The 15,774-nt window shown below is 48.7% G+C and carries 15 protein-coding genes; all 15 read left to right on the forward strand.

Annotated elements, in window-relative coordinates; genetic code table 11:
* Positions 1-37: 37 nt before the first annotated feature.
* The 15 genes from NC796_RS03550 to NC796_RS03615 all read left to right on the forward strand — a co-directional run bounded on the left by NC796_RS03550 (position 38) and on the right by NC796_RS03615 (position 15,678).
* Positions 38-1,630 carry an MFS transporter gene (locus NC796_RS03550; protein WP_310682198.1) on the forward strand — a complete coding sequence of 531 codons (1,593 nt, stop codon included), beginning with the start codon at positions 38-40 and terminating at the stop codon, positions 1,628-1,630.
* A 42-nt stretch (positions 1,631-1,672) separates the two neighbouring features.
* A complete protein-coding gene (locus tag NC796_RS03555; protein ID WP_310682199.1) occupies positions 1,673-2,080 on the forward strand; it encodes a cupin domain-containing protein in 408 nt (135 codons plus the stop codon).
* A 101-nt stretch (positions 2,081-2,181) separates the two neighbouring features.
* Positions 2,182-3,387, forward strand: coding sequence for a Tm-1-like ATP-binding domain-containing protein (locus NC796_RS03560; protein ID WP_310682200.1), 1,206 nt, complete (start codon positions 2,182-2,184; stop codon positions 3,385-3,387).
* A 38-nt stretch (positions 3,388-3,425) separates the two neighbouring features.
* Entirely contained in the window at positions 3,426-4,262 is an 837-nt protein-coding gene (locus NC796_RS03565; RefSeq protein ID WP_310682201.1) for a phosphoenolpyruvate hydrolase family protein, read from the forward strand.
* Positions 4,263-4,328: 66 nt separating this feature from the next.
* Entirely contained in the window at positions 4,329-7,457 is a 3,129-nt protein-coding gene (locus NC796_RS03570; RefSeq protein ID WP_310682202.1) for a PVC-type heme-binding CxxCH protein, read from the forward strand.
* A gap of 62 nt (positions 7,458-7,519) precedes the next feature.
* A complete protein-coding gene (locus NC796_RS03575; RefSeq protein ID WP_310682203.1) occupies positions 7,520-8,608 on the forward strand; it encodes a glycoside hydrolase family 43 protein in 1,089 nt (362 codons plus the stop codon).
* An 11-nt stretch (positions 8,609-8,619) separates the two neighbouring features.
* On the forward strand, positions 8,620-9,672 hold the full coding sequence (locus NC796_RS03580) for a glycoside hydrolase family 43 protein (protein WP_310682204.1): 1,053 nt from the start codon (positions 8,620-8,622) through the stop codon (positions 9,670-9,672).
* 50 nt (positions 9,673-9,722) lie between these two features.
* Complete coding sequence (locus NC796_RS03585; RefSeq protein ID WP_310682206.1) at positions 9,723-10,889, forward strand: cellulase family glycosylhydrolase; 1,167 nt, start codon at positions 9,723-9,725, stop codon at positions 10,887-10,889.
* A gap of 362 nt (positions 10,890-11,251) precedes the next feature.
* Positions 11,252-11,521 (forward strand): sugar-binding domain-containing protein, encoded by a 270-nt coding sequence (locus NC796_RS03590; protein WP_310682208.1) that lies wholly within the window; start codon positions 11,252-11,254, stop codon positions 11,519-11,521.
* Between the two features lie 14 nt (positions 11,522-11,535).
* Entirely contained in the window at positions 11,536-11,697 is a 162-nt protein-coding gene (locus tag NC796_RS03595) for a hypothetical protein (protein WP_310682210.1), read from the forward strand.
* 16 nt (positions 11,698-11,713) lie between these two features.
* A complete protein-coding gene (locus NC796_RS03600) occupies positions 11,714-12,919 on the forward strand; it encodes a glycoside hydrolase family 2 TIM barrel-domain containing protein (protein WP_310682212.1) in 1,206 nt (401 codons plus the stop codon).
* On the forward strand, positions 12,916-13,242 hold the full coding sequence (locus tag NC796_RS03605) for a hypothetical protein (protein ID WP_310682214.1): 327 nt from the start codon (positions 12,916-12,918) through the stop codon (positions 13,240-13,242). The genes NC796_RS03600 and NC796_RS03605 overlap by 4 nt, the downstream gene beginning before the upstream one ends.
* On the forward strand, positions 13,232-13,507 hold the full coding sequence (locus NC796_RS26775; RefSeq protein WP_409070349.1) for a T9SS type A sorting domain-containing protein: 276 nt from the start codon (positions 13,232-13,234) through the stop codon (positions 13,505-13,507). Before NC796_RS03605 ends, NC796_RS26775 begins: the two co-directional genes overlap by 11 nt.
* Before the next feature lie 190 nt (positions 13,508-13,697).
* The gene (gene atpD / locus NC796_RS03610; protein ID WP_310682215.1) at positions 13,698-15,191 is read left to right on the forward strand and encodes a F0F1 ATP synthase subunit beta; all 1,494 of its coding nucleotides are present in this window, start codon (positions 13,698-13,700) and stop codon (positions 15,189-15,191) included.
* Positions 15,192-15,258: 67 nt separating this feature from the next.
* Positions 15,259-15,678 (forward strand): F0F1 ATP synthase subunit epsilon, encoded by a 420-nt coding sequence (locus NC796_RS03615; protein ID WP_310682217.1) that lies wholly within the window; start codon positions 15,259-15,261, stop codon positions 15,676-15,678.
* Positions 15,679-15,774 lie beyond the last annotated feature (96 nt).

Here is a 15,774-nt window from a genome sequence, read left to right on the forward strand (position 1 = left end):
AATTCACTGAGTATTAAATTGGGGGTAGAAACTATAAATGACTGAAGGTAATGCATCCAACACTGTAAACCGGGAACGTCTCTTTTGGGGAATCTGCCTGGCGTTGCTTCCCACGGCTTTTTCTTTTGTATTGGTTAGCAATATTCTAAATCAGCTTAAAACAGAGTTTATTCTTACCAATGGCCAGGTTGGTTACATTGGTGGTGCGGCACTTTGGGGGATGGCGGTCTCACTACTAACAGTCGGACCATTCCTGGAAAAAATTGGATTTAAACGAGCTACACAGGGTGCGTTTGTGGGACACCTGGCAGGAGTCACCCTGTTCCTGGCGGCCTATCCATTTGCCGGAGAGCCATACGCATTTTGGATCCTGTTCCTGGGAGCCATCGGTTTCGGTGCCGGAAATGGCATGATCGAAGTTGCTGGAAATCCGATGGTTACTTCCCTGTATCCCAAGAATAAAACGACAAAACTAAACCACTTCCACGCATTTTTCCCGGGCGGTATGGTGTTTGGTGGGCTCCTGGGCTGGGTAATGACGCAAATCGGTGTTATCGGACCGGTTAATATCGGGCACTGGACCCTGCAAATTGCGATCATCTATATACCCATTTTCGCTTATGGGGCCATGATTTTACCGGAAAAGTTTCCCAAATCTGAGACCGAGGAAGCTGGAATTCCATTTATGGAGGTTGTAAAATATACATTCACCCATCCGCTCGTTATTGGTTTAATTCTGCTTAAAATGGTTACTTTGTCTATTGAAATGGGCCCAAGCCGCTGGATTCCGGAAGTGCTCCAGGCGGCCGGTGTACACGGAATGCTGGTATTTGTTTGGATTAGTGGACTAATGATGGTGCTCCGCATGTTTGCAGCCCCGTTTGTCGAAAAATTTTCACCTACCGGCATGCTGCTCGGTGCCTCTGTCCTTACAGGCAGTGGACTGCTCATGTTTGCCTTCATCGAAAGTGGACTGGTACCACTCATGCTGGCCGGTACCGTCTTTGCCTGTGGCGTGGCGTTTTATTTCCCCACCATGGTTGGCCTGATGAGCGAACGTTTCCCCAAAGCGGGTTCGCTTGGAATCGTGCTGATGATCGGGATGGGGTTTCTGGCTGCGGGTGGATCCAACGCTATTATGGGGGAAATTGCCGACAGCTATCTTCCCGATGGACTTGACAAGCAGCAAACAATTTCAGTATTGGAACAGGTTGAGCAGCGGTATCCGTCTTATGTTGAACAGGCGGAAGCAGTTTCCGGGAATATGGAAGCTCTCGCAGATCTGGGATACCGGGCTGTTGATGTACAAAATGCCCTGAATCATACGCAAAATGCGTTAGAATATTACCGCGGAAATAATGCTTTTGACGGCACTAGTACCGGTAATGCGCTTCGGGCCATTGTTGACAGCGGCGTCAGCCAGGAAGAAGAGCTGATTACCACCGCCTCAGCTGTTTTGCGTCCGGCTGATAATTACGGCGGAAGGATGTCTTTCTACTGGATCGGACCGGTCGGTTTTTTAGTGGCGATTGTATTCCTCATTTTATTTATCAATGACAAAAAGAAAGGTGGATACCAAGCCGTGCGACTCGAAAAACAAGAGGTGGAAGAGCCATTAGAAACTAAATAACGAAATCAGAAACATCGGATAGTTTAAAATAGCGATAAAGAAATGGCAGAAAATGAAAAGCACTTTTTGACTAAGGAGACAGTGCCCACTGAAAATCTACCAAGGGGCATTCATCACTGGTTATCATCGCCGGAAACCACCGGCAGCGACCAACTCCTCACCGTCAGGGTAGAGGTGGAAGCAGGGAACGGGCACCCGTTTCATCACCACCCGAATATGGATGAAATCATATATGTCCTATCGGGAAAAGCGGAACAGTGGCTGGAAGAGGAATCGAAAATACTTGAAAAGGACGAGGCCGTTTTTATTCCTAAAAAGATGGTACATGCGACCTTTAATGCGGGGGACGAGCCACTGGTTTTCCTTGCTATTCTTTCTCCGGCCAAAGACCTGGAAGGATCAGGAATGGTAGATGTGAGCGACGAAGAACCATGGTGCAAACTGAGGTAGCTGATTGGTTGATACGGACTTTGAGACCCTTTGTGTATTCTTTGCGTAACGCAAGCTTATAAAAATGAGGCACATAATTTTAATAATTTAACCGATTTAAAATGTCGGCAACAATTCTTCTTATTGGCACTTTCGACACCAAGGCGGAGGAGTTCGCCTTTGTTCGCGATTTGATTGAGGCGAATGGTCATGACGTTTTGATGATGGATATCGGCATTTTAGGTGATCCCCCGTTTGATCCTGAGATTGGTGCTGAAGAAGTGGCTAAAGCGGGCGGCAGTTCCCTTTCAAAACTCCGGGCTTCAGCCGACCGCACCGAAAGTTTCGAGGTGATGAGCAACGGCATCCAAAAACTGACGCCCCGGCTTTATGAAGAGGGCGCATTTGATGGCGTTCTGAGCCTCGGCGGCGGCAGCGGAACGGCCATGGCTACGGCAGCGATGCGGGAACTCCCACTTGGGGTCCCCAAAGTGATGGTTTCATCGGTAGCCTCAGGCGACGTCAGCTCCTATGTGGATATCAGCGACATCACGTTTATGTACTCAGTGGCTGATATCTCGGGATTGAATCGTATTTCAAGGAAGATTTTGAACAATGCAGCCGGTGCTGTTTGTGGAATGGTAAACCAGGAGAAAGTCGCAGATGAGGATAAACCTCTGCTTGCGGCCTCCATGTTTGGTGTTACCACGCCCTGTGTCACAGCGGTTCGTGAGCAGTTGGAAAAGGCCGGGTATGAAGTTGTTGTTTTCCATGCGACAGGTACCGGTGGACGTACCCTGGAAGCGATGGTGCGAGAGGGACATATTAGTGGTGTGGTTGATATAACTACAACGGAATGGTGTGATGAAGTTGTGGGGGGCGTCCTGTCGGCAGGCGACGATCGGTTGGAAGCTGCGGCCGATATGGGTATTCCGCAAGTGGTGTCATGCGGCGCTCTCGATATGGTCAATTTTCACGCGCTCGATACCGTCCCGGAAAAGTTCAGATCTCGGAATTTACACCATCACACTTCAAATGTAACGTTAATGCGGACGAACCCCGCTGAATGTAAGGAGATTGGAAAACGGATTGCCGAAAAGTTAAATCTTTCTTCCTCTCCAACGGCGTTGATGCTTCCTTTGAGAGGAGTAAGCAAGATCGACAAGGAAGGTGAACCGTTTTATGATCTGGAAGCTGACCAGGCGTTGTTTGAGTCACTTAAGAAGCATGCGGGACCCAACGTCACAATCAAAGAATTTGATCTGCACATAAATGATACGGACTTTGCTGCCGCAGTTGCACAACAGGTACTAAAATATTTAGAATAAACTGAACCAAGAAATACTACACTAAATCCACATACATTATGCCCTTTATTCCTTACGAAGAATGTTTGAATCGCCTTCACTCACAGGTAGAGCAGAATAAGCCGATCATCGGTGCCGGAGCCGGAACCGGAATCTCCGCCAAATTTGCTGAAAAAGGCGGCGTTGACATTATCATCATTTACAACTCTGGTCGCTATCGCATGGCGGGCCGGGGAAGTGCTGCCGGAATCCTTGCATACGGCGACGCCAATGAAATAGTTGTTGACATGGCGGGCGAAGTTCTTCCCGTGGTGGAAGATACGCCCGTACTTGCCGGTGTAAACGGAACCGATCCCTTCCGCATGATGCCGGTATTTCTGAAAGAGCTCAAAGAGATGGGCTTTGACGGGATCCAGAACTTCCCCACCGTTGGAGTCATTGATGGCAATTTCCGTCAGATATTGGAGGAAACCGGGATGAGCTTTGACCTGGAAATCGAGATGGTACGCACTGCACACGAGATGGAAATGCTGACCTGTCCCTATGTTTTTGATGTGGAACAGGCCGTAAAAATGACTGAAGCCGGGGCCGATATGATCGTAACTCACATGAATACTACGGTCAAAGGTTCAATCGGGGTGAGTTCCGATGTGGCGCCGTCGCTCGAGGAGTCAGCCAAACGGATCCAGGAGATGCATGATGCCGCCAAAGAGGTACGCGACGACGTTATTGTCCTTTGCCACGGTGGACCGATTGCTGAACCGGAGGATGCCCAGTATATCTTTGATCACACAGAAGGAACTGCCGGCTTTTTTGGCGCATCTAGTATTGAGCGGCTTGCGGCAGAAGCGGCTATCGAGAAACAAGCCCGAACATTTAAAGAGTTGAGCCTGTAGTCTTTTTTGGGGCTCTTGGTATTAAAAATTTCAGAAGGTTTATAACTCAATTAATCACAGGTAGATATGTTGAAGCATAAAATAGGCAGTGGTCTCAGTATGCTTGTTGCACTTCTTTTGGTGTTATCGGCGTGTGGACCCACAGAGGAGAACACTTCAGAACGAGACCCGCATCTCAAAGTGCTATTTCTAGGGGATGACGGTCATCACAACCCGGTCGAGCGGCTTCGGGATATCGCCCGGCCGATGCTTGATCGCGGCATCGACATCTTTTATTCGGGAGATATCAACGAGCTCGAGCTGGAAAACCTGAAGAAGTACGACGCCGTTCTCCTGTATGCCAACTACCATCCGCCTTCATACCAAGAGCTCCCCAAAGATAAAGAACAGGCGCTGGTAAACTACGTGGAACAGGGCGGAGGCTTTATTCCCATTCACTCGGCTTCCGGCAATTTCCGGAACTCCGAAGCTTTTATAAACCTGGTCGGCGCCGCGTTTGAGAGTCACGGTACTGGAACTTTCACCACCCGCATTGCCGAGCCCGATCACCCGGTCATGCAGGGTTTTGAAGGGTTTGAAAGCTGGGATGAGACCTATGTCCATCAAAAGCATAATCCCGAAAACAGGACGGTGTTGAGTTATCGGGATGACGAGCCGTGGACCTGGGTACGAACCCAGGGCGAGGGACGGGTCTTTTATACCGCATGGGGACATGACAACAGAACTTGGCGCAATGAAGGCTTCCACGACCTGTTGGAGCGCGGCATTCGCTGGGCTGCAGGGCAAGATGTACAACAGGCATTGGCTTCGCGAAAGATCCAAAATCCGTTCGAATATGTGGTGCTGGATGTTCCGTTTCCTCCTCCACATGAGGAGCGTGTGCGATACGAAGAGGAGGTCGGTCCCATGGATCGAGGCTCAAACTACCCGATGTATTACAAGCAGCAGAAAGCCGTGCATCCTGATACGGTCATTAAGCGAATGATTACACCGCCCGGCTTCCATGTAGAGCTGTTCGCTTCGGAACCTGAAATTGTGAACCCGATTGCCATGAACTGGGATGAGCAGGGGCGCCTGTGGCTGATTGAATCGATTGAGTATCCGTATCCACGGGATTTTTGGCCTGATGGTGGTGGTAAAGATCGTATCATGATTCTCGAAGATACTGATGATGACGGCAAGGCGGATAAATTTACTGAGTTCGCCGACAGTATGAATATCCCTACCAGCCTTACGTTTGCCAATGGTGGCGTCATTGTACAACAGGCTCCGCAAACCCTCTTCTTGAAAGATACTGATGGCGACGACAAAGCCGATGTGCGGAAAGTGCTATTCGAAGGCTGGAGCCAGTACGACACGCATGCCGGGCCCAACAATTTAAGTTACGGACTCGACAACTGGATCTGGGGCACACTTGGATACTCGGGTTTTGAAGGTACGGTCGGAGGAGAAAAGCACGAATTCAGAATGGGCACCTACCGTTTTAAAAAGGATGGCTCCGAACTGGATTTTGTACATCGCACCAACAACAATACCTGGGGCTTTGGCTTTACCGAATCGGGTGAAGCATTTACTTCTACGGCAAATGGAAACCCGAGTACCTACAGCCCGTTTTCGCAGGTTCATTATGATAAACTCTCAGGCCTCGATGACCCTCTTACTGAGCGCCTGACGAATACGGCAAGGATAGTAACATTGACGAACCTTTTCCGTCAAGTGGATTGGGTTGGAGCCTACACCGCCGGAGCAGGCCACGAATTTTATACCGCTAGGAACTATCCCCAAAAATACTGGAATAAGCGGGCGTTCGTGACTGAAGCAACTATGCAGGCCGTCGGTGAATTTATTTTTGAAGAGAATGGATCCAGCTACACCGCCAGCAATCCACGGAACCTGGTGGCCAGTGATGACGAATGGTTTTCACCGGTAGCCGCCGAGGTCGGTCCGGATGGCAATGTGTGGATTGCTGACTGGTACAACTATATAAATCAGCACAATGCCGAGAGTGACCGGCAGGAGCCTACGCCGGGGAACGCATACGCGAACCCGCTGCGAGATCGCACACACGGTCGAATTTACCGGGTCGTTTATAAAGAGGGCGCTCCGGATGGTAACCTGAACCTTGCCAACGCTTCACCAGAGAAGCTGGTTCAGACGCTGAGTCATGACAACATGCTGTGGCGCAAACATGCCCAGCGCCTGCTGGTTGATGGTGATCATTCATCTGCTATCCCGCAACTGATTGAACTGGTGAATGATGAATCTGTGGATGGGATTGGGATGAGCCCCGGTGCAATCCACGCCATGTGGACGTTGCACGGTCTGGGAGCACTTGATGGCAGTAACCAGGACGCACTCTCCGCGATAGAAAATGCCCTGGCGCATCCCTCCGCCGGTGTTCGTAAAAATGCTGTTAAAGTGTTACCAACCAATGGGTCTTCACTGCAAGTTATACTGGATAGTGGCGTATTAGACGATGAGGATCTAAAGGTACGGCGCGATGCCCTGATTGCTCTTTCCGAAATGCCGGAAAGTGAATTAGTAGGAGAAGCTATATATGACCTGTTGAGCTCAGAAGACAATATAACTGACCGCTGGGTGCGAGAAGCAGGAGCCTTGGCGGCATCGGTCCATAGTGATGGCTTTTTAAACTCGGCAAATGAAGCAGGCACGCTTTCTGAGGCTATGTCAGATAACGCAGAAGTCGATCCGGCCAGTACCTTGAATAACATCATCAAGTTGGTTGCTGAAGATAATCCCGGATTCCAGGCCAGTGCCAGCTCCGGCCAATCAGAAGAATTGCCGGAAGAAGATGTGGATGCGGTGTTGGAGCTCGGCGTAACTCCAAATGTGCTTAAGTTTGATAAAGAAGAGTTGCGGGCCAAGGCGGGGCAGACCATCCGGGTCACGTTCAACAATACCGGGAATATGGAACACAACCTGTTGTTCATCACACCGGGCTCGCTCCAGGAGATCGGAACGATGGCCGATAAAATGACGACCTCCTCGCAGGGACGAGATCAAAACTACGTTCCTGACTCCCCTGATGTAGTGGCAAGTACAGCGATCATTCAGCCTGGTGAATCGGCAGAGTTGGTCTTCGAAGTGCCTTCTGAACCAGGAGAATATCGTTTTGTCTGCACCATTCCGGGTCACTGGAGAAGCATGCAGGGTACGCTTATAGTGGAGCCATAGTCAAAATGGAAAGTGCAGGACGGAGGTCTATGAAAGTATTTCAATTTTTGAAAGATGATTTTATGAGTTCACTATTCTCAATCTTCTTTGCGAGCATAGTTTTATTGCTAAGTAGTTGTACAGGGGCCAAACAGGAAGGAGAGTCCGATAACACACAAACGGAAGCTTTTGTCACTTGTGACTCCACCTTTACCAATCCCGTTATGGACGGGGCTGATCCCTGGGTGATTAAAAAAGATGGGTACTACTACTTTTGCGAATCACGCAATGGAGGAATTCATATTGCAAAGACCGAGAAGCTCACGGATCCCAAAAACTGGCAGCTGGTATGGCAACAGCCTACTGAGGGATGGAATAGCTCGCACCTGTGGGCCCCGGAGCTTCATTACCTCAATGGCAATTGGTATGTCTATTACACCGCAGGAGAAACCGGCCCACCCTTTATTGATCAGCGTTCGGGTGTTTTACAGGGAACGAGCCAGGATCCACAAGATTCCTTCGTTGATAAAGGGCAGCTTTATACCGGCGACCGTATCACATCAAAAGCTAATAATACCTGGTCGATTGACTTGACTCCTTTACAAGTGGGAGATCAATTATATGGGATTTGGTCGGGCTGGAAGCAGAATCGAAATGACGACGCCACAACTCAGCACCTCTACATCGCTGAGATGGAAAATCCCTGGACGGTCAGCTCAAACCGTGTACTTATCTCATCACCTGAGGAACCGTGGGAGACTGGTAATGAGGTTGAGTTCGGGATAAACGAGGGGGCGGAAGTGTTGAAAAATGGAGATGTTATATTTGTGATCTATTCTACGCGAGAATCATGGCTGGAGTATTACCGGCTGGGGCAGTTGCGGCTTAGCGGTCCGGATGCCGACCCAATGAATCCTGAAAACTGGACTAAGAAAGGCCCGGTCTTCCAAGGGAATGAGAATATCCACGGAGTCGGCCATGCCAGTTTTACAACATCACCTGACGGCACCGAACACTGGATATTATACCACTCTAAGAAATCGACCGAACCTGGATGGGATCGCGATATCCGCATGCAACCTTTTGGGTGGAATGAAGACGGGTCGCCTGATTTTGGTACACCGGTGAGGCCGGGCACGCCTATTCCCGTCCCATCAGGACAGTGTGAATAATTTCGACAGATATGTATAAACCGAAAATTCTTTTTTACGTGGCGTTGGCTTGTTTATGGCTGGCAATGGGCGGTTGTGGCAAGTCTACCCGGGAAGAAACTAAATCCGCAGCCACTACCCAAAGCGAAAGCACTTTTACTAATCCGATTATGGAAAATGGGGCTGATCCATGGGTATACAAGCACACCGACGGCTATTATTACTATATGGCAACGCGTGGGGATCGGTTGACGCTTTGGCGTTCAAAATCGCTGCCTGGGATTTCTGACGGCGAGCAAAAAACGGTTTGGACACCGCCGGATAGCGGCCCAAACAGCAGTAACATCTGGGCGCCAGAAATCCATTTCCTGGATGGCAAGTGGTATATCTACTACACCGCAGTGGACAAAGAAGCTCCCACCGATGCCAATAGGCAAGTGTTTGTGCTAGAGAACAACTCCTCAAACCCTCTGACCGGCGATTGGATTGATAGAGGTGCTATTGAAACTGAATACAGCGGGCTGGATGGATCGGTATTTGAATTTGGAGGAACTCGGTACTACCTGTATTCCGCTTATAAGGATGGAGAAAGTGTGCTGAATATATCTAAAATGAAAAATCCATGGACCCTGGAAGGGGAAGAGTCTATCATTGCAAGTCCAACCTATGAGTGGGAAAAATATGAAGATCGTGCGATCTGTGAAGCTCCCCAGTTCCTGGAATTAAAACAGGGCAAACTTGGGATTGTATATTCTGCCAGCGCCTGCTGGGATGATTACTACGCTTTGGGAATGTTGGTGGCTTCCAGCGATTCCGATTTAATGGATCCTACCTCATGGAGTAAACTTCCAGAGCCGGTGTTGCAGACATCAGAAGAGAATAGCGTTTATGGTCCGGGCCACTGCAGCTTTGTGACCAATGATAAGGGTACAGATTGGATTGTGTATCATGCGAAGAAGGAAGCAAACGGTGCCTGCAGGGGAAGAAGTACCCGGATTCAACCATTTACCTGGACAAAGGAGGGGCTCCCGGATTTTGGAGTTCCAGCCTCACTGAATCGCGAATTTACCGCTACTGATCTATAAGATTTTCTGGATAAACAAAGGTATCAATCTCAAATCATTATCAAATCACTATGTTTTATCAAAAGATGAAGAAAATTGGATTCTTGTTGTTAATGGTGCCGGTGTTTTACTCACTGAATACAGCCTCGGCCCAAGAGGTGATCGGTGATGTATGGTCAGTGGAGAAAGCCAATGATTGGTATGCCCAACACGACTGGATCTCCGGGGCCAATTTTAATCCCAGTACTTCGATCAACCAGATTGAGATGTGGCAGGATTTCAGTTTTGATCCTGAAACCATTGACCGTGAGCTAGGGTGGGCAGAAGATATCGGTTTCAACACTATGCGGGTATACCTGCATTACCTGGTGTGGGCACGTAGCCCGGAGGGCCTTAAAAACCGGATGGAGCAGTTCCTGGAGATCGCCGACAGTCACGGCATCAAAATTATGTTTGTGCTGTTTGATGACGTATGGGGAAACGACCCAAACCTGGGGGAACAGCCTGACCCTATTCCCGGGGTGCATAACAGTGCATGGGTAGAAAGCCCGGGGCATGATCAGCGGCTAGATGAGGCACTCTATCCAGTGCTTAAAGCATATACACAGGATCTGATCAGCCACTTTGACGGTGATGATCGCGTGCTGATGTGGGATCTGTATAACGAACCAGGGAACGGAAAGAATCCACCGGCAAGCTCACTTCCGTTGCTGAAGAATGTCACGCAGTGGGCCCGTGATGTAAATCCTACCCAACCGTTAACGATTGGCATGTGGATTTGGAATGACAGTTTTGATGAACTCAACGAATTTTCAGCCGCCAATTCCGATATCATCACATTCCATGACTACAATCCGATCGATCAAACCAAAGAGGTCGTTGAACGCCTCCAAAGCGAGCATAATCGCCCGATGATCTGTACCGAGTACATGGCTCGCACCAATGGCAGCAAGTTCCAGACGCACTTCCCGTATTTTGCCGAGCAGAACATCGGTGCCATCAACTGGGGCCTGGTTAGCGGGAAAACGCAAACCATCTATTCGTGGGATTCTCCCAGAGGCTACGGTGAAGGATTTTATCAACGGTGGAGAGAAGAGGTGCGAGAAGTATACCCTTGGGAAGATCATCTTAAAGCTTCAGAACCGGATGTTTGGTTTCATGATATCTTTCGTCGCGACGGGTCTGCCTTCGATACCACTGAAATTGAACTGATAAAAAGAATTAACGAAGAGAACTAAGTCATCTGATTAGACAAGCCAATTTCAGAATTCATTAGGAAGGCTTGCATAAGAATAACCTCATTTTCGATGATGTAAGAAGTCTTGCATGAGACCTGAAGACCTGATCCTTTGGGTCTCATCAAGCATCAATATTTATCCCTATCACCAATGACACCTTTCAAAAGACTACTCTTTTTAGCCTATTTTTTATTTCTACCACTCGTAGTTTTTTCACAAACATGGGAGCCTAAACAGGCACCCTTAATGAGTGTCTTTGCGGATGATCTGGACCATGAAAATGTACTGCCCGAATATCCCCGCCCACAGATGGTGCGGGAAAAGTGGCTTAATTTAAACGGCCTTTGGCAGTTTCAGGGATTATGGAGCATCACGAGTGCATTCTATATCGCCGTACATTCACAGTTCCCAATGATTGGGCGGGCGATAGGGTGTTGTTGAATTTCGGCGCCGTGGATTATGAAGCAGAAGTCTTTATCAATGGAGAATATGTAGGTACGCACCAAGGGGGATACAACCCGTTTAGCTTTGATATTACATCCGAGTTATCCGGCAGTGGTGAGCAGCAGGTGACGGTTCGGGTCTTGATCCCACTGACCACGCGGGATTTCCACGCGGTAAACAGAGCTTGAACCCGGGCGGAATCATGTATACCCCGGCCACAGGAATCTGGCAAACAGTCTGGCTGGAACCGGTTCCCCAAACCAGTATTGATGACGTTAATATAACACCGGACATCGATAACTCGGAGGTCAAGCTTACAAGTAAATACTTCAGGGCCTTCTGGAGGATATTCGGTGCAGGCTGAGGTTAAGGATGGAGATATGGCTATACAGAGTGCCTCGGGAGAGCCTAACGCGGAACTCAGGATCCCTATCCCCAACCAAAAGCTTTGGTCGCCGGATAACCCGTTCCTCTATGATCTAGAGATTTCATTGATGCAAAATGGCACCACGGTAGATCAGGTATCCAGTTATTTTGGAATGCGAAAAATATCAGTTGAGGAGGAAGATGGCCAGAAAAAGCTGTTCCTGAACAATGAATTCCTGTTCCAGATGGGGCCTTTGGATCAGGGGTATTGGCCCGACGGGATTTATACCGCTACCACGGATGAAGCCCTGAAGTATGACCTGGAAGTCACCAAGCAGCTGGGATTCAACATGGTGCGAAAGCATCTAAAAGTTGAACCACAGCGATGGTACTACTGGGCCGATAAGCTGGGGCTGCTGGTGTGGCAGGATATGCCTTCTCCCAATTCATACACTCCGAACACTCCACCAGTTGAAACCGAGGCATTTGAAAGGGAATTGAAGCGAATGGTCAGAACCCACTGGAATTCTCCTTCAATTATAATGTGGGTTATTTTTAATGAAGGACAGGGACAGCATAAGACAGCAGAACTCGTACAGGAGGTTGAGCAGCTTGATTCATCGCGCCTAGTCTATGAGGCCAGCGGGTGGGATCATGTTGGGCAAGGAGATGTGCTGGACATCCACAGTTACCCTGCGCCCGCCAGTCCAGACACGGATACCCAGGCCAAGGCTGTTGGAGAATACGGCGGAATTGGGTATGGGATTGAAGGCCATTTGTGGCAGGACGGTTTTGGCTATGTGAAGGTCGACAGTGATCGGGAATACAACGAGCTTTATGACCGGTTTGCAAAACAGTTGACCGCTTTTAAAACTAATGATGGCCGAAGTGAGGCGGTCTATACTCAAACCACCGATGTAGAAACAGAGCTGAACGGCTTGATGACCTACGATCGCGCAGTAATAAAGGGAGATATGAGCGAGATTAAACAATCCAATATGGACGTTATTAGACGGAATCTGTATCTCAGTGAGCTTCTGCCTACATCTCAGGTGGAGGGAAGAACCTGGGCGTATACTTCGACCGGCCAGCTTCATCCGACTGGTATGCTCCAAATTTTGACACTAGTGAATGGCAAACAGGTCAGGGGGGATTTGGAACAGAGGAGACGCCCGGTACGGTCGTTCGCAGAGTCTGGAATACAAGTGACATCTGGATGAGACAGGAATTCACCCTCAAGAATCTTTTGGAAGAAAGCAGGAACAACCTGGTCCTGAATATTCATCATGATGAAGCTACCGAAGTTTATATCAATGGGGTAAAGGCAGCAGATCTTGAGGGATTCACAACAGATTACATCATGATCCCGATCAGTGATGTAGCGAAAGAGGCTATCAACACGAATGGAAGAAATGTAATTGCTGTACATTGCAACCAAACGGAGGGGGGACAGTACATAGATGCAGGTCTTTCAGTTATGAGTTATGGAAAACCAGTTGATCTGAACAAGGCCCTCCTCTTTTACACCCCCGATGCGAGATAAACTGTATCAAAATTACCCGAATCCCTTCGATCCTTCGATTCAGTCCACAGAGTTCTGCATCGATCTGAGGCAGGATAGCCATGTGGAATTTGCGATATATAACATACTGGGAAAGAAAGTGAGGACGCTCGTTGATCGTTACTTAGAAGCACAGTCGTGTTACAAGGCCGATTTTAAGGGGAGTAACTTGAGCAGCGGGATCTATTTTGCTCGACTTAAAACTGATCAGGGAATCCAGAGTGTTCCGTTGACAATTGTAAACTGATAAATAGCGAGTAAGGCAAGAAGAAGTTTTCTCATCTGTGTCTTGATGTGCTGAAGAGGTAGTTTGTTTTCTTACTTGTTAATTCATGGCAAAACTGCTAACTTTCGCCGCTTCAGATGCACTGGCATTTTATGCGGAATATGGTGCCAGAAGTTCTAAAAATTCTAACCATATCAACAATTTCAATTAAATGAATAAAGGAACCGTTGCACAAGTTATTGGGCCGGTTGTCGATGTCGACTTTGACCAGGGAGATATCCCACCGGTTCTAAACGCCCTGTATATTGATCGAGAAGATGGATCTAAACTATATCTTGAGGTAGCACAGCACCTCGGTGAAAATCGTGTACGCACCATTGCGATGGACAGCACCGATGGTTTGGTACGCGAGACGGAAGTTGTGAACACCGGTGCTCCTATCTCAATGCCTATCGGCGAAGATATCAAAGGTCGGCTTTTCAATCTGGTGGGTGAGCCTATCGACGGGCTTGAGCCGCCCAAAGGGGAAGAGCGGTATCCTATTCACCGCCCAGCTCCTAGTTTTGAAGACCTGGCCACTTCTACCGAGATGCTCGAAACGGGAATCAAGGTTATTGACCTTCTGTGCCCATATGCAAAGGGTGGAAAGACCGGCCTTTTCGGCGGTGCCGGTGTAGGTAAAACGGTTCTTATCCAGGAGCTTATTAACAACGTTGCCAAAGGGCACGGTGGACTTTCGGTATTTGCCGGAGTTGGTGAACGAACGCGGGAAGGTAATGACCTGATGCGGGAGATGCTCGAGGCCGGAATTATCGACTATGGAGAAGATTTTATGGAGTCGATGGAGGAAGGCAACTGGGAGCTCGAGAAAGTGGATATGGAGAAGCTTAAAGATTCCAAAGCCACCTTTATATTTGGACAGATGAACGAACCCCCTGGAGCTCGTGCCCGTGTAGCACTTTCCGGTCTGACGGTTGCCGAGTACTTCCGTGATGAAGTTTCCAGAGACATTCTCTTCTTTATTGATAATATTTTCCGGTTTACCCAGGCTGGTTCCGAGGTATCCGCACTGTTGGGACGTATGCCGTCTGCGGTTGGATATCAGCCGACACTGGCTACCGAAATGGGTGACCTTCAGGAACGTATTACATCAACCAAGAACGGATCGATTACTTCTGTACAGGCAGTCTACGTTCCGGCCGATGACTTGACAGACCCCGCCCCGGCAACGACGTTTGCACACCTCGATGCTACGACGGTATTGAGTCGAGCACTCACACAGATCGGTATTTACCCAGCTGTGGATCCGCTGGATTCTTCTTCCCGAATCCTCGATCCAAAGATTGTTGGAAAAGAGCATTATAACACGGCCCAGCGTGTAATCGAGATTCTGCAGAAATACAAAGACCTGCAGGACATTATTGCGATCCTGGGTATGGATGAACTTTCTGATGAAGATAAAACGACTGTAGCCCGTGCACGACGCGTGCAGCGTTTCCTCAGTCAGCCATTCTTTGTAGCTGAGCAGTTTACCGGCCAGCCTGGTAAATACATGAAGGTTGAAGACACGGTAAAAGGTTTCAAGAAGATTCTGGATGGTGAGCTCGATCACCTGCCGGAAAATGCGTTCCACCTCGTCGGTACTATTGAAGAGGCCGAAGAGAAAGGTGAGCGCCTGCTTGAAGAAGCGGAAGCGGCTGAGTAATAAAGAAAATTGAAGCCTCCAGGGCTCTCGAAATCCTGGAGGCTTGATTCTAACACACTTTATCCCAATGAATAATTTTGAAGCACAGATTTTAACGCCACAGGGGTCGCTCTTTGACGATCAGGTTACGGGTGTACAGGTGCCCGGCGCTATGGGCAGTTTCGAAATAAAGACATTGCACGCCAGCATTATCTCTACGCTCGAGATCGGACGTATTCTCGTCCGCCGGGCGGATGGAGAGGAGCTTTATTTTGCAGTTAGCGGAGGCTTCGTGGAAGTTCACGACAACAAGTTAACCCTGCTGGCTGAAGCAGCTGAACAGATCGCTGAGATTGATGTAGAGCGTGCCAAGGAGGCAAAGGAACGTGCGGTAGAGCGCCTCGAATCAGATGATTCTTCCATTGATAAAGAGCGGGCTCGCAAAGCGCTCGAACGCGCAGAAAACCGCATTAAACTTGCTGCAAACTTCTCGGTTTCAACGCAATAGTTATTAAATAGCGTTTTTAATTTAAGGAGTTTCTGGAAACAGGAGCTCCTTTTTTTGTTTGGGTACGTTCAAGGCTTCATTTCTAAAGTCAAGCAA

The sequence above is a fragment of the Aliifodinibius sp. S!AR15-10 genome (assembly GCF_031569985.1).
GTDB lineage: Bacteria > Bacteroidota > Rhodothermia > Balneolales > Balneolaceae > JAMQKA01.

Bases quoted from the DNA above. Each gene is read 5' to 3' on its own strand.
- NC796_RS03550 (WP_310682198.1), top strand. From the start codon at position 38: ATGACTGAAGGTAATGCATCCAACACTGTAAACCGGGAACGTCTCTTT.
- NC796_RS03555 (WP_310682199.1), top strand. From the start codon at position 1,673: ATGGCAGAAAATGAAAAGCACTTTTTGACTAAGGAGACAGTGCCCACT.
- NC796_RS03560 (WP_310682200.1), top strand. From the start codon at position 2,182: ATGTCGGCAACAATTCTTCTTATTGGCACTTTCGACACCAAGGCGGAG.
- NC796_RS03565 (WP_310682201.1), top strand. From the start codon at position 3,426: ATGCCCTTTATTCCTTACGAAGAATGTTTGAATCGCCTTCACTCACAG.
- NC796_RS03570 (WP_310682202.1), top strand. From the start codon at position 4,329: ATGTTGAAGCATAAAATAGGCAGTGGTCTCAGTATGCTTGTTGCACTT.
- NC796_RS03575 (WP_310682203.1), top strand. From the start codon at position 7,520: ATGAGTTCACTATTCTCAATCTTCTTTGCGAGCATAGTTTTATTGCTA.
- NC796_RS03580 (WP_310682204.1), top strand. From the start codon at position 8,620: ATGTATAAACCGAAAATTCTTTTTTACGTGGCGTTGGCTTGTTTATGG.
- NC796_RS03585 (WP_310682206.1), top strand. From the start codon at position 9,723: ATGTTTTATCAAAAGATGAAGAAAATTGGATTCTTGTTGTTAATGGTG.
- NC796_RS03590 (WP_310682208.1), top strand. From the start codon at position 11,252: ATGGAGCATCACGAGTGCATTCTATATCGCCGTACATTCACAGTTCCC.
- NC796_RS03595 (WP_310682210.1), top strand. From the start codon at position 11,536: ATGTATACCCCGGCCACAGGAATCTGGCAAACAGTCTGGCTGGAACCG.
- NC796_RS03600 (WP_310682212.1), top strand. From the start codon at position 11,714: ATGGCTATACAGAGTGCCTCGGGAGAGCCTAACGCGGAACTCAGGATC.
- NC796_RS03605 (WP_310682214.1), top strand. From the start codon at position 12,916: ATGAGACAGGAATTCACCCTCAAGAATCTTTTGGAAGAAAGCAGGAAC.
- NC796_RS26775 (WP_409070349.1), top strand. From the start codon at position 13,232: ATGCGAGATAAACTGTATCAAAATTACCCGAATCCCTTCGATCCTTCG.
- atpD (WP_310682215.1), top strand. From the start codon at position 13,698: ATGAATAAAGGAACCGTTGCACAAGTTATTGGGCCGGTTGTCGATGTC.
- NC796_RS03615 (WP_310682217.1), top strand. From the start codon at position 15,259: ATGAATAATTTTGAAGCACAGATTTTAACGCCACAGGGGTCGCTCTTT.